The following is a 19,518-nucleotide window of genomic DNA, read 5'->3' on the forward strand; positions in this document are numbered from 1 at the left end:
CTCACCAACGTCGATACACCATATGTTCGTTTGGATATTGGTGCGGTGGAGATGGGCTATAATGAATCATTAATTGAAGGTTTAAATCTGCCTTTCATTATTTTTGGTTCAAATGTTGGTGGTCAACCTTCGGGTGTGATCCTTGGTGATCAGGCTAATACCCAACAATATGGCACCACACCAACCGATAAAAATAAACTGAATCAAATTGCTTGGGCGAATTTAGACGGCACATTAAATACCTCAGGTATTAACCTAGCACCCGGCTATGCTTTTGACGTCAATGCTTCAGGGTTCACTGGCTTTACTTTCAATATCAAAACCTATCCGGGTCTGAAAGAATGGATCAATATGGATTTTGAAGGGTTGCGTGAACAACTCTATATGATCCATCCTGATTGGAAAGCACAAGGTTTGCTGAACAATGGGGTTTATGATCTCAATAAAATTGCAGCTGGTTTAGCGACTCGCTTCTTGGATCCAGAAGAGCGTTTAACCAAAAACGAGCTTTTAGCCCTAGATTTCCGCTTTAATATTGCCGCTGCCGCCACACCAATTACACGTGCTGAATTTATTCAGGATCAAATCAAACATGCATTAAAAATGCGTGATGCGATTTTAAAAGACACGTCTGCCAATGTGAGTTTGAAAGCCTTGGCTGCGGATGAAACACAATGGGTGCAAGGTTGGCTTGCCGCCTTAGAAGAAGGCGGATTATTACGTCCTGAAAATCAGGCACCCGCAATTCGAGAGGGCGTTCAGGTTCTGAGCCTCACCGCAAACTTAGCAACAGGGATTCTGTTGGCCAAAGCGGGCGAAAATTATCAAACTAAAGCAAGTGTCTTGTCATTCTTTGAGCAAATGCAAAAATGGTATGGTGATACCTCGAAATGGGCGGGTGATCCGGAGGCGCTTAAAGCACAAATTGAGTATTATGAAGTACGCACAGGTGAAGATGGTGGTTTTGCATTAAGTCCAGTGCCTAAGAATATTAAGCCAGAAGATCTGATTTTAAATAGTGAAAACAATAAACACTTCATTAATTTTAATATTTTTGCAGGTGGTAAATCACAACTCGAATATTTACGTCATTTGGGCTTATTGGATGAAGACTTTAATCCTATTGGGGCACAGGCACTTGCCTTAACGCAATATCTAGAGCAAATTGCGGCTGTAAATACGGATGCTGTACATGTACAAGGTCCAACCGTGATGCCGCATACCGATGGTAAAAGCTATGTTCCGAGTGAAACTGCATTACCATTTATGATCAGCTTCCAGAATACATCTGAACAATCATTGCATCAAATTCGTCTAGTGACGGCAATTGATGAACAACTGGACCCATATACACTCCGTTTAACGGATATGAAGATTGGGGATATCAATATTCATGTTCCAGAAAATCGAAGCAGTTTTAGCAGTGATTTTGATTTCACTGGCAGTCTTGGTTTTATCTTGCGTGTAAGTGCAGGTATTGATGCAGAAAATCGCGTTGTTACTTGGTTGATTCAAGCCATTGATCCAAATACAGGCGAGCTTTCAATTCAGAACTTACACCGTTTATTAAAATTGGATGGAAATAGTAAAGGTTTTGTTGGGTATACTATTCAGTCGATTGAAACGGCGAAGTCGAATGAAGAGATTGAGACAAAGGCGCGTATTTACCTCAATAATACCCCACCTGTAGATAGCCAAACCACATTATATGTTTTAGATAATCAACGCCCAGTAACAACGCTACAAGTTGTTTCACAGCAAAGTACAGATGCAAGCCAAGTTCATTACCAAGTACAGTGGTCTGCGCAAGATGATAGCAGTGGTATCAAACATGTTACCCTTTATGTTGCTGAAAATGGTGGTGATTTCAAAATCTGGCAAAAGCAATTGGTGCAAGCGAAAGGTGAGTTGCTGTTTATTGGAAAGGCGGGTGTTCAATATGAATTCTTGGCAGTGGCAACGGATATTGCAGGAAATCAAGAGGTCGCTAAAGTAACCAATTCAGTTTTACCTGATGATGGTTCTAGACAACAATTATTGACAGAAATAGGTAGCAATGAATCTCTACAGCAAACAACACAAATCCCTCAAGCAACACCAGATCGAAGTTATTTAAATAACGCTATTTTTGTCGAAGCGCAAAAAGGTTTAACGGGTCAAATTGATAAAAATCAAAGTACAGACCTAAACTCAATTTTATCGCCGTTTAGTCTCAATGCTTTTGCAAGTGGTTTTAATGCGAGTCAAGGTGAAGTCGGCGCAATGGCCATGGTCGAGTTGCCAGACCAGCGCATTCTGGTGAGTGCTGGTCAGTATCGTAATCAACTCTTTATTTATGCAACAGACGGCGGCACACAACAAAAACCACTCTATACCTTTGATCAACCGATTATGGATATGGCGATCGACTCAAAAGGTCAATTATGGGTATTGACGGGTCAAGAGCTCTGGTTACTGGATTACTCGACTGGCCAGATTATTGAGCGAATTAAAGGTCCTGCCAAAGAACCATTGACCCATGCTTTAGCTGTTGAACCAGAAACAGATCGAATTTATGTTTCATCTGGAAATGGGATTGAGATTTTTGATCTTCATGCGCCAGTAGGACAGCAATGGACGCACTTCTCTAATGCATTGGTCTCTGATTTAAGTTTTGCACCAGATGGCCGCTTATGGGCTGTCCGTTGGACAAGTTCGAATATTCTTTCTCATATTGGTAAAACCGATATCATTAGTTTACCGCTTACAGGTAAAACCAAAGGGCGGGCGGAGATTGAATACAGCTTAAATGGTTTAATTGATAGCTTAGTCTTTGGACAAAAAGGCACAGCATTTGAAGGCTTATTATTTGCTTCTGCCAATAACAGTCAACAATTCACCAGTAGTAGCAAATCACTGCTCAAACAAGACAATGCTGCTGTTTGGATGATCAGCTTAGCCAAACGTCAGGCCATTCAACTAGCGCAAGGTGGTTCTCGTGGTGAGTCCATTATTATCACTCATGATCAGCGAATCTTGGTGGCTCAAACCAATCGTATTGACGAGATTGCACTGATTAAAGCACCAACAGTGATTGCCAGCTCAATTCAGGATGGGGCATATTTACCTCTTCCGTTGAGTCATGCGACTTTAAGCTTTGATCAGGCGATGTGGTTGGGCAACAATGGCAGTGATAGCACAGATGTTGCAAGTGTATTGAATCCAGCGAACTATCGTATTGTCGGAATGGGTAAAAATATCAATCAAGTTCTGCTGCCTGAATCCGTGCACTGGGATAAAGCAACCAACAGCGTGACTTTGACTTTACCAAATATTGCAGCAGGTCAATGGCGACTTGAGGTCTCATCGAACTTACAAAGTGCGAAACAGACTCGTCTTGAGGGTGTTTATACCGCAGCATTTACTACAGTCACTGATTACAGCGCATTTGTTCACATTGAATTTGAAAAAACGCGTGCCGATCGTCTCAATGGGACGGTCAGTTATGATGTGAAACTGACCAATATTGGTCAGGATAGTATCCAAGGCCCATTATTATTGTTGCTTGATCCGGGTCACTACTTTAATGGTGGCATTGTTTCGGCAACACAAGGTCAAGGACTACAGAGTGAATTGTGGTTATTGGATATTGGTAGTTATTTACAAGCACATGGCGGCAGTTTAAAAGCTGGTGAAAGTTTAACGGGTATCACGGTCTCTGTGGTGAAAGCAGAAGACTTAACCGTGTCTAAAGATGCTGCACGTTTATTAAAATTCGATTTAGCACATCAGATTTATGCACTTCCTTATGATAATCAACCGCCAGTGATTCACTTTGATGAGACGAAGCTTAAGGCTAAAGTGAATGAAAGCTGGACTTTAGATTTAACCGCGATTGATCAAGATGGTAATCAGTTCTATTGGAGCATTGTTGAGGCACCTCAAGGTGTCAGTATTGATGCAACCACAACGGGACAACCTTCTGATCAAGGGTATCAAGCACATGCGCAACTTCGTTGGACAGCAACAACTCAAGATCGAGTGGATAGTGAGATCTTGTTGAAAGTTGTCGACAGTCGAGGAGGCGTTGCGCTTAAACGTCTCAAGCTTCAAGTGGATGGGGCAAATCATGTCCCTGTTATTGCCGCAATCAGAGATATTGTTTTAACAGAAGGTCAAAGCCTGAGCCAACAATTGTTAGCTACGGATGAAGACAGCGATAGTTTGAGCATGACGGTGCGTAATTTACCAGCGGGTGCCGAATTCGACGTTGCAACTGGAAAGTTGACATGGACACCTGCGTTTGACCAAGCGGGTTATTATGAAAATGTTGAGTTGGTCGTTTCAGATGCCAAACATGAAAGTCGTTACCAGTTTAATATTACGGTCAAGCAAGGATATGAAAAACCTGTGCTCTTGCCTGTGGCAGCACAGCAATTACGGGAAGGTGAACGTTTTAGTTTACAACTGGCAGGTAATCTACCTCATGGGCTGATGCAGTATTCTGGACAGGAAATCAAACTAAGCTATAGTGCAGAGTGGCTACCAAGTGGTGCTATCCTGAACAAAGAAACCGGATGGTTAGAATGGACCCCAGGTTATGCTCAGGCGGGTAACTATGAGATCCCAATTCGTTTAGTGGCAACTTATACCCCAACTAATGGGGGCATTCCTGTACGGACTATTGCAACTCAAACACTAATATTGGTGGTAAACAATGCCAATGCTGCGCCACAGTTCGAATCTAGCTCGATATGGACGGTATTGGAGGGGGCAAGTCTCCGTTTAAGTGTTTTTGCATTTGACCCGGATAACCCAGGCTTTGAACCCGCGTTTAAATCACACCCTCAAAGCCAGGCTGTTCAGATGTCTGATGTGCCTGTCTCGGTCACATATCAAGTGACAGGTTTACCTGAAGGTGCGACATTTGATCCTGAAACCTTGGAAATTTACTGGAATCCGACCTACCAACAGGCGGGTATTTATAAGGTAAAGGTCATTGCAACAGATGATGGCAATGGAACAGGTCAAGCACTGTCGACAGAGCGTACCTTTAGCATTAATGTGCTCAATGCAAACCGTACTCCAGAGATCGGTGCACTTGAAAGTGTAATTGTGGATAAAGGTGCTGTCATTGAGATTCCTGTCTCTGCAACGGATAAAGACGGTAATCCAATTGAATTACAAATTGAAGACTTACCAAACTTTGCCACCTATACCCAAGTCCAGTCTGGTAGTCATGTTAAAGGGGTGATTCGTTTTGCACCTCAAGCTGGACATCGTGGTGATTACACCATTACCGTAACCGCAAAAGACAATGGCGATGGTGATATTAATCAAGTTCAGATTGAGCGTAAGAGTTTTGTTGTGACGGTAAGAAGTTATAGCGAAGCACCTAGCCTCAGTGTGCCGACACGAAATGTCGCCGTGGTTGGGCAACAAATTCGTATTCCAGTCGCAGTAATTGATTTAGATCAAGATACCCTGAATTATATCGTGCAGGGTCTACCAACAGGTGCTCAACTTCTGCAAAGTACCACTTATGGTTATGCTGAAATTGTTTGGACTCCAACTGCGAGCCAAATTGGCCAATATGATTTAAGTGTCCAAGTTTCTGATCAGGGCTTACCACCTAAAGATTTAGGCTATGCCGTGCCTGAAGGCTTTGTTGCTGTACCGAATGTAGTAGCACAAGATATTCGTATTGTCGTGCGTGCAAATAATCTTGCACCAGAATTGCTTGATGTTCAGGTACAACAAGGTGGTAGCGTAGAACAGCAAGCTGATCAAATTATTCTGAAGGCCCAAGAAGGTCAGCAGTTGACATGGACGATGACGGTCAAGGATGCCGACTTAGATCAATTGTATTGGTCCTTTAGTGCCTTACCTCGAGGGGTCAATGTTACAACGCAAGCACTAGGGAATGGTCAAAGCCAGCTTGTATTTAAGTGGTTGCCATCCATGTTTGCTGCACAAAGCAGTTTAGGGACAACGCAATTAGGTCAATATAACTTTAGTGTTCGCGTGACGGATGGGAGTGCGCAGCTCAATCGTAATATTCAAATCCAAGTTGCCAATGTCAATCAACAGCCTGTATTTACCAGCGTACCATTACAACTGGTATATGAAGGTGAAACCCTTTCATTTAATTTATTGGCCCAAGATGGCGATAATGATGCGTTACGTTATCAGTTAGTACATGATGCGAATACACCAGCGGGCATCTATGTCGAGGCAACCACAGGTTATGTTGAATGGACACCTGCACAAGACACGGTAAATAATGCTTTAAGTGATCAGAAAGCGTTTGATCTTACTTTTATGGTGAGCGATGGTCAGCTTTCAGTACTTAAAACGGTTCAAGTCCGTGTATTGGATATTAATAAAGCACCTACCATTCAGAGCAGTAATCGAACACTATTGGTCGGCCAAGCGTTCCAATTAGATGTGCTGAAAGCTGCTCAAAATAGCCTAAGCGATAAACGTAATATCTATGTTTCAGATGTAGATGGTACAGTACAAACCCAAGCGCTTACGGTCAGTTTTGAACAGTTACCGCAAGGTGCTTACTACGATGCGACTTCAGGGCGTTTGTCATGGACACCAAGTGCGGGTCAAGTTGGAAAATTTGTATTCTATGCACGTATTTCAGATGGTTATGATACGGTCCGCCAAGCGATAACCTTCAATGTTGTTGCAGAGCAAAAAGCTTATCAACCTGACCTACATATCGAAACGACCCCAGCTATTCCTGTTGTTGCAGGACAAATTGTGACAGCAACAGTCCGAGCAGATAGCTTCAGTGCCATTGTGAATACTGTGATTGAAGTACGTGGTAGTGCATTAGGTACGGATCAATGGCAGGCAGTCACTTTAGATTCGACCGGTCGTATTAAACTGACTGGACAGCAACCAGGATTGATTGAAATTCGGGCGACAACTATTGATATTGATGGATTTAGTCAGCAACGAACTGAAACAATCCGAGTCAAAGATCCATCGGATAACGTCGCGCCTGTTTTAACATGGCAAGGCCAGCTGAGTGGTGCTGCAATCACTACAGCACCGATTGTGATTGAAAGCACGACTGAGCTGATGGCGTTTATCAAAGAACAGCAGTTGATGGGCTATAAGCTAGAAATAGCGCGTAACAGCACTGGGACATTACAATGGCAGAGCCTACAAGAGATTGCACTTAAAGCAGTACAAACTAATCAAAACCTCAATATTTTTGCTTTAAATCCAGCATTACTTGCGAATGGTGTTTATCAGTTACGTTTGACAGCGTGGGACCTCGTTGGTCGTGTTGAAGAACTTTATGCCAATATTGAAATTAGCAGCAGTGCAAAACAATTGAATCAAGCCAGTCATGTGGATGCAACGTTACAGCTTGGGTCACAAACACTTGATTTAGTTCGTTCAATTACCGCAGGTGTACAGGGCGATTTCTCTAACTGGAGCAGTGCATTATTTGATACTCAGTTGACACATAACCAACGGTTAACCAATAGTGTGGGCGGCGTTGCAGCATGGCAAATTGGAGCAAAAGTCTGGCTGCAAATTCCGCAAGCAATGACAGGTGCCCATGCAATACAAACGCAATATCTAAGCTTTAGCTTGAATTTACAGACCCAATATGTAAATGGGACAAGTACTGGTATTCGTCAACTCACCCCACAATTTAGTAATGACCAAGGCTGGCGTTTAACCGCACATACAGCATTTGACTTACATACAGATACGCTTGTTCAACAAGGACAAAGCTTATATAACGAAACGACAGGACTCGCATGGGCACCAAGCTATTTCAGCTTAACTGCACCAAATGGTACGCGTTATGTACTGGATCAAACTGGCAAAGTATTGTCTGTCACATTCACCAATGGTGAACAATGGTTGGTGAGCCAAAACAATATCGTATTGGTCGGTGGTCAAAGCTCACAAAGCATTGAGTTTAAACGTGACAGCCAAGGGCGTGTCAGCCAAGTGATCGGTCGAGATGCACAAGCGAAGGCGATCAGCTTGGTCTATAAATACAATCAATCGAATCAGCTGGAATTGGTGCGTAACCTGATTACAGGTGAAGTAGTTCAACGCTATAGTTATTCATCTACAGGCGAAGTCCGTCTGGAAAAAGCCACCGCTTATTTGGGTGCAAGTGTAGATTGGCTCAACCAAAACCAATCTTTACCGCAATGGCAGGGTGAGTTGACCAGTCAAACACAGTATTTTGATTTTGCGATTCGTGAGTCAGAATTGGCATCTACCATTAAAGCAATGGGTGCTACTGGTGCTGTGTTAGTGGCAATAGAAACACAAGGCAATGTTCAAGACATTGGTGTTGCAGATACAAGTATTGTGTCGCAACAGCGACATGGTGATCGTACCATTACCTTGGTTCGAATCACTTCGGCAGGCTTTAAACAGTTGGCTGTAAAAGGAACGGGTTCTGTTGCGGTTCGTTTATCTATAGTGGGCGATTTAAATCGTGATGGCTATGTCGATGGTTTAGATAGTGCGTTGTGGCAACAAGCACAAGCAGGGCAACAGCAATTTGATTTAAATGGTGATGGCGTTGTCAATAATACCGATTTACAAGTTCTCTATGCTAACTATGGTTGGAAATCAAACCAAGCACCAGTTAATGTGGTCGAACATGGCAAACAAGCTTTAAAAACGCATACAGATTTATCGGTCAGTGGTGCATTGGAGCAGATTGCAGTTGATCGTGAGGGGGATACGGTTTATTGGAATATTTTAGGTAATACACATGGTATTGCTCAACTTTCACCAAATGGTAAGAATCTTAGCTTTAAACCAGAAGCAGGCTTCTCAGGTTATGCGACAGTAACGCTACAAGCAGATGATGGTTATAGCAAAGGTCAGCCAATTGAACTGAAAATCTATGTGAGTGATGCCAAGTTAGTTTTAATTCATGTTGAACGTTTGGCGGCATTGGCGTTGGGTAATGGTGCAACCTTACAAGTCAAAGGTGATTTTGAAGATGAAAGTGGCGTTATCTTAACGGCTGATTATTTGCAATTTGTCAGTGATAACCCGAATGTGCTCACTGTAGATGGGCAAGGTAATATCACGACCAAGAAAGCTGGTATCGCAACAATTCATGTATCTGCTCGTGGTATTGAAGGGGTGAATGCAATTTCAGTCAGCTTATATGGTGATGAACCTGAGCTGGATGACAATGGCTTTGAAGTTGATGTTTATCCAAAAGCAGTAACCTTGCCACTCAATGGTGAGCGTCAACTTAAAGTGACCGATATTGATGGGAATAAGGTTTCAGCGGCTTCTGCTGGTACTAAATACTATATCAGCGATAGCAGTATTGCAGAGATTAGTGTTGATGGTCTGATTCATGCCAAAGCAACAGGTATTGCACAAGTTACTGTGATCAATAAAGGCCACCAATATACCTTTAGCCTGATTATCCAACAACCTGAAATTGGTTCTGCGGTCGTAGATGCCAAGAAAGGTGCTGTGGTTCAGGATGAACAGGGCAATATCTTAATGGTTGCGCCAGGTGCTGTAAAAGAAGGTACTGAAGTTTCGATCAAGGCTAAATCATTGGATGATGTGGGTATGCCATTGCCTGCACCTGATGTTTTAACTTCATTGGTTGCCTTTGATATTAATGTTGGCGATGAAAAAACGGGCTTGCCGTTACAACTAGCGATAAAAGTTCCACAGCAAGCTAGAAATCCAAAAACAGGCGAGATTGAGACCTTAAAAGCTGGAACAGAAGTTTTCTTTTTCAAAAAAGGCATTATTCGTGATGTAGATGGTTCTGAACACGAAACTTGGTGGTTGGTTGACAATGGTATTGTTGGTGATGATGGTGTTGCTAGAACATCAAGCCCACCTTATGACGGTGCAAACTGGAGCGGGTCTTACTTAGTATCATATTCAAATGTTGATCCAACGACAGGTGAAGCAACTGTTAGAGGGGTACATTATGAAAGATATATATGGGCAGCTAATGCAAGTCTTGCACTAGCAATTGGCGGAGCTGTCTATGGAAATCCTTATCTGTTAAGTTCTGCTGTAGGGTTGTTTGCAACTATGGCCAGTCCTGCTGTGATGTTGAGTTATACCATTGCAGGAGCTTATAAACAGGCGATTCCTAAAGAAGACTTTAAGTTAGCAAACTCAGAGATTACATTCCCTGATGTACCAAGTTCTCCGGTATCTGAACCAGTAATTACTAAATTGGAATATGATGCTGAGAATAGAAAATTGTCAATTACAGCTAAAAATTTCATTCCAGAAGGGCAATCAGCTAATAATTTTGAGATAAAAGTATGGCTCGTGCCAAGAGGTAGTCAAATTGATAAACCGACTAATAACACTATTGATCCTGATCGGGGACTGATTTGGCAAGGTTTCACTGTTACCCCAGCATCTTCTACTCTAGAACGGGTAACAATTGATCTGCCAAAAGGTGTCGCGTTATCTATGCATCTCATCTATATCGAACGAATTGCTAAAGCAAGTACAGATGGTGGGCAAGAACTTGTAGGACTACCTGTTGATAGTAATCCTATTCAGGCATGGAAGCTTGGCACAGAGGATGTAATTGTTACTACACCAAATTCAATTGATATATTCCGTGTAGATAAAGTTAAAAATACAACGACTCTAGTCAAAACTATTACAGACTATCAATTAGGAAATAGCCAGTCAGAAAAGACTGTAAAAATGCAGGGTCATGTTGCTGATCCAATTACTTATAATAATGATGGAACTTTAGCATTTATTATTAGTCGTAATGTTTTAACTGGTGATAAAATTCTAGTTTTAGATACTCAGACCCTTGAAATTGTACATGAGTTGGGTGTGTTTGGTGCTGGAGAAAATTTATCATCTTTAGTTATGGATAATAACTGGTTGTATATCACAACTGGTGGTTATTTCTCAGGTAGTGCAGGGCGATTAATCAGAATTAATGTTGATCCACTAGATAATAATTTTTTATTGCAGCAGCAAACGATTGACTTAGGATTTACACCTAAAAATGGTTTTTGGGATTCCGCGATTAATAATGGAAGTTATTTAGCTTTAACATCTCCAACTGCAAATTCAAGATATAACTATAGTTCATCTCTTTCTGGGGGGGATGTTTATATTGTTGATCTTAATGATATAAATGAGGATGGTGAATATGCAGGAAAAGTTGTTACGTTAAAAGAAGAAGACTTTTTAGTTAATGCGAATACTAAAGGTAAATTGCCTCAATATATATCTTCAGGGACAGGCAATGCTGAGTTTATTTTATCAAATACTCGTGATAGAAATAATGGTTTAGCGACTATTACCTTAAAGACAGATAAGAAAGGTAAACTTTTAGAAAGTGGAGCAGTTATAAAGAGTCATTCTTTATCGGCAGTACAAAAAAGTTATTCACCTTATAACCAATTCCGTCAGGAGGTACAATCAGCAGCTGGAAATGTAATTGTGCTCTACACGGATGAGAAAGGTGTTACGACAGAATATGCAATTGTCGCTGATGACTATAGCTTATTGGAAGATCCACTTTGGAATTGGGATAATAATTTCGGGGCAGGAAAGCAATCAGGGGGTAAGCTTGGAATTATTCGAGATCCATTTGGTAAACAGGGTTCACCTACTTTCCTTGGTTCAACAACGCCACTTGCCAGTCTAGGAATTATGCTAGTCCCAGGCTCTATCTCTCAATTAACAATAGATGCGAATGGGATGCTATATGGCAATGTATGGATGGATGAATATATTGATGATGGTCATGGTGGTGTCGCTGGTACACGATTAAATAAAAATTTATTTGTATGGAATGCAACAGCATTGATTGAAATGGCTGAAGTTGCATATGAAACAAATAAAGGAGACACTTCAAAACCATTTGATTTGAAAAAAGATGGTAATAAGTATACACAAATAGCGCCACCACAAATGCTTAAGGGCAACTCAACAAATGATTTGTTCGCATGGATTTATGGGATAGGAACATATGCTTCGACTACTCAAATAGCACATTTAAAGTCAACTGGTAATAAAGAAGATCTGAAATTCATCATGAGCCCATATAATGACTTGGGTAAAGAGGATAATGTCTATACGGGGGCATTAGGAATCTCACAAGCTGAAATTGCAAAGAAAATTAAGGCAGGTGATTTTAGCGCATTAGATGCAGGATTATATTACTTAAAATCAGGGCTTTATAATGGATGGGATTTCGCCACAATGGGATTTGTGGGGCGTTATGCTGAATTGCTTAAGAAAAATGAAAAGGGGGAAATAAGTGATAGTGATTTAATCCAAGCTGCAGGTGTTGATGCTTTTGGCTCAACTTTAGCAATGGCTCTTGGTGCCAGAATTGGTTTAGCAGCAGAAGCACGATTTGGAGCAGGTGCTAAGGCTATGCTAACAGAATCAATTACATATGCAGCTGTAGATACTGCTACACAAGCCTATATTTATAAAGTAACAGGTGGTAAGGCAGGCAATAATGATGAATATGCACTCTTAACTTCGGTTGGTATGGATATGGCTGTTGGAGCAGGCTTACATTTAGCGGGACGAGTCTTCTTAGGTGCTAAAACGATGTGGAAAACACCGACTGAAGCAAATCGTCTTGAATATAAGATTGTTATGCCAACAGCAAGAGCGGATATTGAAGCCAAATATTTATTTACTAAAGCAGATACAACTGGTCGGAGTTTAATATTAGGAGATGGAGGGAAATATACCTCGGCAATTTCTGGGAAAGAAATAGAAATTCCTAAAGCACGAACTATGACTTCACAACAGGCAACGGATTGGTTAGCTGCTCAAGCAAGAGAAATGAAAGCAATTATAGACAAGATTAAACAAATTGATCCGTCTATAAGTACAGAGAATCTTGCGATAGCTGCGGTACATATTCGAAATTCTTTTGTAAATGCAGCTCGTCAGTCTATAGCGGACACCCGTGTATTTGCAAAGTTAGAAGAGAATAGACCACTTTGGGATTATCGTTATAAAGAAAGTGAGTTAGCGAAACAGGGATATGGTGGTAATAAATTAAATCAAAAAATAATTGATGATGCATTAGATATAGAGGCGTTAAAGCTTGAAACTAAGCATATCCAATGTTTCCCCGCAGGAACATTGGTACATACGGATAAAGGTTTAGTACCGATTCAGGATATTAAAGTTGGAGATATGGTTTTATCACGTCCTGAGTGGGGTGGTAAAGATGCGCCAACCGAATATAAGCGTGTTTCAAGGGCATTTTGTTCGGGTGAAGATAATATTATTCAGTTACCTTATATATGTGAGTCTGAGCCTGAAGTTATAAAAGTTACCTACTTAACAGATTATCACCCTGTCTGGAATGAAATTAAACAAGAGTGGATACCTGCCATAAAACTAGAGGATGGCGACGAACTTTGCTTTATTGAAAATGAAAAGATTTTTTTTGTTTATGGAGCATCTAAAGTTTTTAATTTTAAAGATGATGGAAGTATTGGTTTTTGTAATCATTATTTACATAATTCACTTGGATATAGTGTTGGACATTCGTTTGTGTATAATGGAAAGCACTCTATAAAAACTGATTATTTGCAGAATAATGATTTATCTAATCAATATTCTAGATATATTGATGACTTTGAAAATTTTGATATAGAAAACAATGACTATCCTGATGATTTTGATGGAGTGACTAGGTTTAAAACAAAAGTATATAATATTGAAGTAGAAGACTTTCATACCTATTTTGTTGGTAATGAAGGACTTTGGGTACATAACTCAAACTGTTTTTATCAGTATGATCCTAATCTAAAATTAGGTAGTGCTCCAATACCTACAAATATTGTCGCCAGAGATACTTTAAGATCAGATGTTCTGCCTAATTTTGTACATTGGACTCCAGATATCAAAAATGTTAAGGAAATTTTTTCCAAACCATCTGATGGGGGAGTTTTCTTGAAACCTTCAAGCTTCAGAGAACAAGGAGGCGATTTTGAAAGAAAAGCTTGGGGAACAAGAACAGATGCAAATGTACCAGATAGTCATATGGAAATAGGTGTAGTATTTCAGCATCCATATAATCTATCTACAAATATAAATCCTAAAACAGTTAAAGAAAATTTTAGGATGTATGAGGGAGTAAAGGTTGATAAAAATGGTCTTTTAGAAGTCATAGATCGTAAGGATTATAATTGGGTAAATCAAACTGAGCGTTTTAGAAATGAATTTCAAATGCCAAAAATGATAGATGCTCTTTATAGAGATGCTTTAGGCTTATTCGCAAATACAGATAAAGTTAGTAAAGTAGTTTATTTGATTGATAGAAAACCATCTAATTTAGATGCACAAGGAAATAATAAAATTATCAATTTTTTTAATTCTGAAATTGTAGATAAACTTAAGTTACCAGATTTTGGAGGAATTAACGTCACAGAATTAAAAGATAAAGATGGAAATATCATTGTATCTAGACAAGAGATATTAAGTAAAATTAAGGATGCTTTTGATCAAGGTAAAATTAAGTTTACGGATGATTCTATTAATTATCAACTTGTTGCCTTTGAAGGAAATTCTACAACTACTATTACTCAAACAGAAATAGATACACTTCTACCAATTGCCAAAAATTATTGGTTAGAAGCAGGGGCATCCCAAAAAGTTCTTGATAGTGCACAGTTCCATATTGCGGACTTAGGTACAAATGTTGCAGCAATCACGGAAGGTGCGCAAATTACTTTAGATGCCACAGGCGCAGGCTGGGGGTGGTTTATTGATACTACGCCATTAGAAAGTAGTGAATTTACACTTGGTGGTAGTTTAAGCATGAAGGCCACAGAGGGTAGTTCCGCACATGGAAAACTAGACCTGCTTACTGTCTTGATTCATGAGTTAGGCCATGTACTTGGGCTTGATCCTCAATTACAAAATGATGTCATGACCCGTGTACTGGATACAGGCGAAAGACGTTTACCAAGTGCGGCTGATATTGCTTTCCTTAAAAATCGTCATAACGATGCTCCAATGGTGAATTCAACCTTAACGGTTCAATCTGCAGCATGGCAGACACCAAACTTGTTGAATGATCAATTTGCAGAAGTGATTGCGGGTAATCAAGTCAGTGGAAGCTGGTTTACTCAAGGTGAAATTATACTTTCAGGACAGGAGTTACAGCTTAAAGAAAGTAGTACTCAACATACCAATCTATCCCAAGCCTTTAAACTCGGGGCACAAGATCGAGTCCTTACATTTACGGTAAAAGATCAGCATCTAACAGACTATAACAATGGTCCAGATGATGCATTTGAGGTTGCGCTGCTTGATGCAAAAACAGGTGAAGCACTATTTAAAGTGAATGATCTGAGTCAATCAGATGCACTCTTTAACCTGCAAGCCAATGGTCAAAACTATTTGGCACAAGGAATTGAGCGAGTTATCAACAGTGATGGTAGCCAAACATTCTTTATCAACCTTGACCAAGCTTTAGTTGGCAGAGAAGTTCTATTATCTTTTGATTTACTTGGCTTTGGGGCAGCAGATAGTTCAGTCACGCTTAGCAATATCCGTTTAGTTGCTGAAGCATTGGCGATGAATGATCGCTACCAGTTCGATGAAGATACAACCCTCACGGGCAATGTGTTGGATAATGACTTACTGATTGGTAAATCAATTGAAAACGTGGTGCTCGTGGCTGCACCGCAACATGGTGAGTTGGTCCTGCTTGCCAATGGTGAATTTAGCTATGTACCGCATGCCAACTATTTTGGTGCGGATCAATTTAGCTACTACTTTGTCACTGTCGATGGGCAGCAGTCTAAAGTTGCGACTGTACAATTTGATATCAACCCAGTAAATGATGCACCGATTTTTAGCCAACAACCAAATTGGGAAATTATTGCAGGTGAACCACTGGTCTTAGATTTTGATAGCTACGTTAAAGATGTCGAAAGCAATCCAGTTACAGTACAAATCACCCAACAGCCACAATACGGCACAATTAGCTACGATGCTGTGACAGGTCACTATGTCTATTTGGTTGATAAGGATTTTGTGGGTGATGATACATTTACGGTTGTACTCAGCGATGGTACAGATTCTTCCCAACCTTATACCTTTAGTATTCATGTTTTGGCATCAAATACGGCACCTGTATTAAATACACAAGATATAGAGATCGATGAAGATCAAGCGGTGATCTTTGATCCATTGGCAAGTGCTTATGATGCAGATGGTGATGTACTTGGCGCGCATATAACGCTACAGCCGCTATATGGACGTTTAGAACAATTGGCGGATGGGCGTTATCAATACGTACCAAATGCCAATTACTTTGGTACAGACAGCTTTAGCTACTATGTCACAGATGGAAAAATGGATTCACAAGCGGTCAGCGTGACGATTCATATCAAAGCTGTGAATGATGCTCCGATGCTACAAGCACAAACGCTGATCACAGACGAAGATACAGCGGTCTTCATTGATTTACTGGCGACAGCACAGGATATAGAAGGCGATGTATTAAATGCCGTCATTGTGACGGAACCTGTCCATGGACAACTGGTACGATTGACGGATGGACGTTATCAATATGTGCCACATGCAAATTATTACGGTACGGATAGCTTTAGCTATTATGTGATTGATCATGCGCTAAACTCGCAGGTTGTAACCGTATCGATTACTGTAAATGCAGTAAATGATGCACCGACATTGTTTGCACAACAGATAGTGACGAATGAAGATAGTGCGGTAACGATAGATCTTCTTTCAACAGCTCAAGATGTAGAGCATGATATCTTAACGCTTGTACTAGTTTCACAACCTCTCAATGGTCAGTTGAAACCATTAGCAAATGGACAATATCAATATGTACCGAATGCCAACTACTTTGGTGCAGACAGCTTTAGTTACTATGTAACGGATGGTGAGCTTAAATCTCAGACGGTTGTGGTTGCTATTACGGTTAACTCTGTAAATGATGCCCCAACTGCAAACGCTCAAACTGTTCAAGGTTTAGAAGATCAAGTCCTGATTTTAAAATGGTCTGATTTTGCTGTGCTCGATACAGATGGCGATGTCTTAAGCATAGAAATTAGCGCTCTCCCTCAAACTGGTTTATTACAACAGTTTATCCATGACCAGTGGGAGTTAGTGAGTGTAGGCACACGTTTCAATCAAGCCGATTTTAATGCTGGGCATATTCGTTTTGTGCCAAGTTTGAATGAGGCCAGTGATCGTGCAATAGCGGGTATTGGTAATCAAAAAGCAATTTATGCACAAGTTGGTTATAAAGCTTTTGATGGACAGCTTTATAGTGCGATGACCTGGTTGAATATTGAAATTGAGGCTGTTGCAGATCAACCGATTCTAAATATTGGTTCGACTACTAATCAAGAAGTTCTGTTCCAGACCAGTTGGGAAACCGCAGTAAACCCAGACCTGACTTCAACCCTGATCGAACAGAATATGTTTGAGGGTTGGACATTACTTAAAGGATTGGATTGCAACCTGTTTGGTACAGATGGTTTTGAAATCTGGGGCAATGGCGACCGCATGGAGAATGCCTATGGCCAGCTTAAAACAGTTCAAGCAAAAGCTGGTAATGGCAATAACTGGTTAGAGCTCAATGATGCAGGCTTGTTCCAAGCTCAAACCTTGGGGATTGCGCGTAATGTACAAACTGAATTCGGGCGTAGCTATAATCTCAGTTTCGATTATGCAGGGCGTTTAGGCTTTAGCGAATGTTTTACCCAAATTGGTATTTATGTTGATGGTAAACGTATTGCGACTTATGCCAATACCAGTCCGAATGATCAGCTGAATTGGCAAAATATCCAATTTAGTTTTGTGGGTACGGGTAAACTGCAAAATATCCAAATTCGTATTGATGCACCATTGACACATTTAAGTGGGCGAGGTGCGATGATTGATAACATTGTACTTTCGACCAATAAGCCACTGAATCGAGGCAAAGAAGACTTGGCAATGCAGTTGTCTAGTATCTCAGCTCAGTTGCAGGACAAAGATGGTTCAGAACAGCTTAAACTTGCGATTGCAGGAATGCCATTAGGCAGTAAGTTAACTGATGGTTCACACCAGTTTGTGGTGACCGATCAGCATACGGTTGCTGACATCAGCACTTGGAATCTCAACACACTACAGTTCACACCACCTAAAGACTTTAGCGGTGAACTGAAGTTACAAGTGGTGGCAAGCAGTATTGAAAAATCTAATGCAAGTGTTGCGTCAGCGATTCATGAGTTAACGGTATATATCGAAGCTGTTGCAGATGCGCCAAGTTTAGAAACTCATCAATCACAAAATGCTTTAACGAGCCGTGAGATTTTCCATACTGAATGGGGAGGTGTTTATAATGCCATTCTCAATAAAAACCCGTCAGTGGTGTATGGCTGGAGTTTAGATGGTTGGATGACTCAAAAAGATCAGTTACTTAAACTCGATGCTTTTGAAGTATGGCACTCTGGCGATCAAATGAAGAATGCTGCGAATCAAAATATAAGCTTACAAGGCGCGGGTTCAAATGCTTGGATTCGTTTGAATGATGGTAAGGATACACTGTATCAGCAAACTGCGATTGAACGTCAGGTAAATACGGTCAACGGGACGACTTATACCTTAAGCTTTAATATGGCAGGCTTGTTAAGCCAAACTGCAAATATGGGGCGTGTCGGGGTATATGTTGACGGACAACAGATCGCTGTGTTTGACGCAGCGAGTGGACAAACCGCATTGAACTGGCAGGAGTATCAAATTAGCTTTGCGGGTAATGGATCTGACCGAACTATCCGTTTACAGCTTGAAGGAAATCAGAGTGGTCGTAGTGCCTTTATCAACGATATTCGTTTAGTTGAAACCTATACGTCAACTGCGAACCAAGTCTATGCTGTTGTCGGCCAGACTACGTATTTACCAATTATTGTGGCACGTAGTAATGATCTCGATGGCTCTGAGCGAATGAAATTAGAACTGACAGGTTTTAGTCAAGGTACGGTCGTGACGGATGGAACAAACTACATCACGATTAACTCAACTCAGCAGTGGATTGATATTAGTACATGGGATTGGGCGCAGTTACGCTTTGCAAGTAGCCGTAATCAAGATATGGCGATTCAAGTAAAAGCGACGGCAATCGAGCAGAGCAACCAGCATAGTGCGAGTAGTCTCAAGATGATTGCAGTGAAAATGTTGGATGGACAAGCGTGTATCAACCCTTGGCGATTGGTCAACGGTTTTGTATCGACATGGGTCAACCATATCGCATCGATCCCTTTGACGGTGAAAGCACAGTGGGCTTGTTCAATCCCATTGCTTTCAACTCAGTTAGAGTTGAGCATCTTACCAAAAGACGAAGATGAGGATCTGATTCTACTCCGTCAGGAAGAACAATCAGATGCATGGTTGAAATCTTTGGAACAAACTGCACAACAGAACTGGAAACAGTTGTTTTAATTGGAGCATTTGACCTCATACCTAAAAGATGGGTATGAGGTCTTCTAGAATTTAAAAAATCATTTAATT

Annotated in this window: 1 protein-coding gene (running past one end of the window); it reads left to right on the forward strand. The window is 40.8% G+C overall.

What is annotated here, in order from left to right:
* Positions 1 to 19,449, forward strand: partial view of an Ig-like domain-containing protein gene (locus tag A7P55_RS11035; protein WP_171552108.1) — the 3' portion only. 18,642 nt of this gene lie to the left of the window's left edge; the window shows 19,449 of its 38,091 coding nt (coding positions 18,643-38,091); its start codon lies off the left edge, out of view; the stop codon is at positions 19,447 to 19,449.
* Positions 19,450 to 19,518: the final 69 nt, after the last annotated feature.

It is taken from the genome of Acinetobacter sp. Ac_5812 (assembly GCF_013072695.1).
In the GTDB taxonomy this organism is placed as follows: Bacteria; Pseudomonadota; Gammaproteobacteria; order Pseudomonadales; family Moraxellaceae; genus Acinetobacter.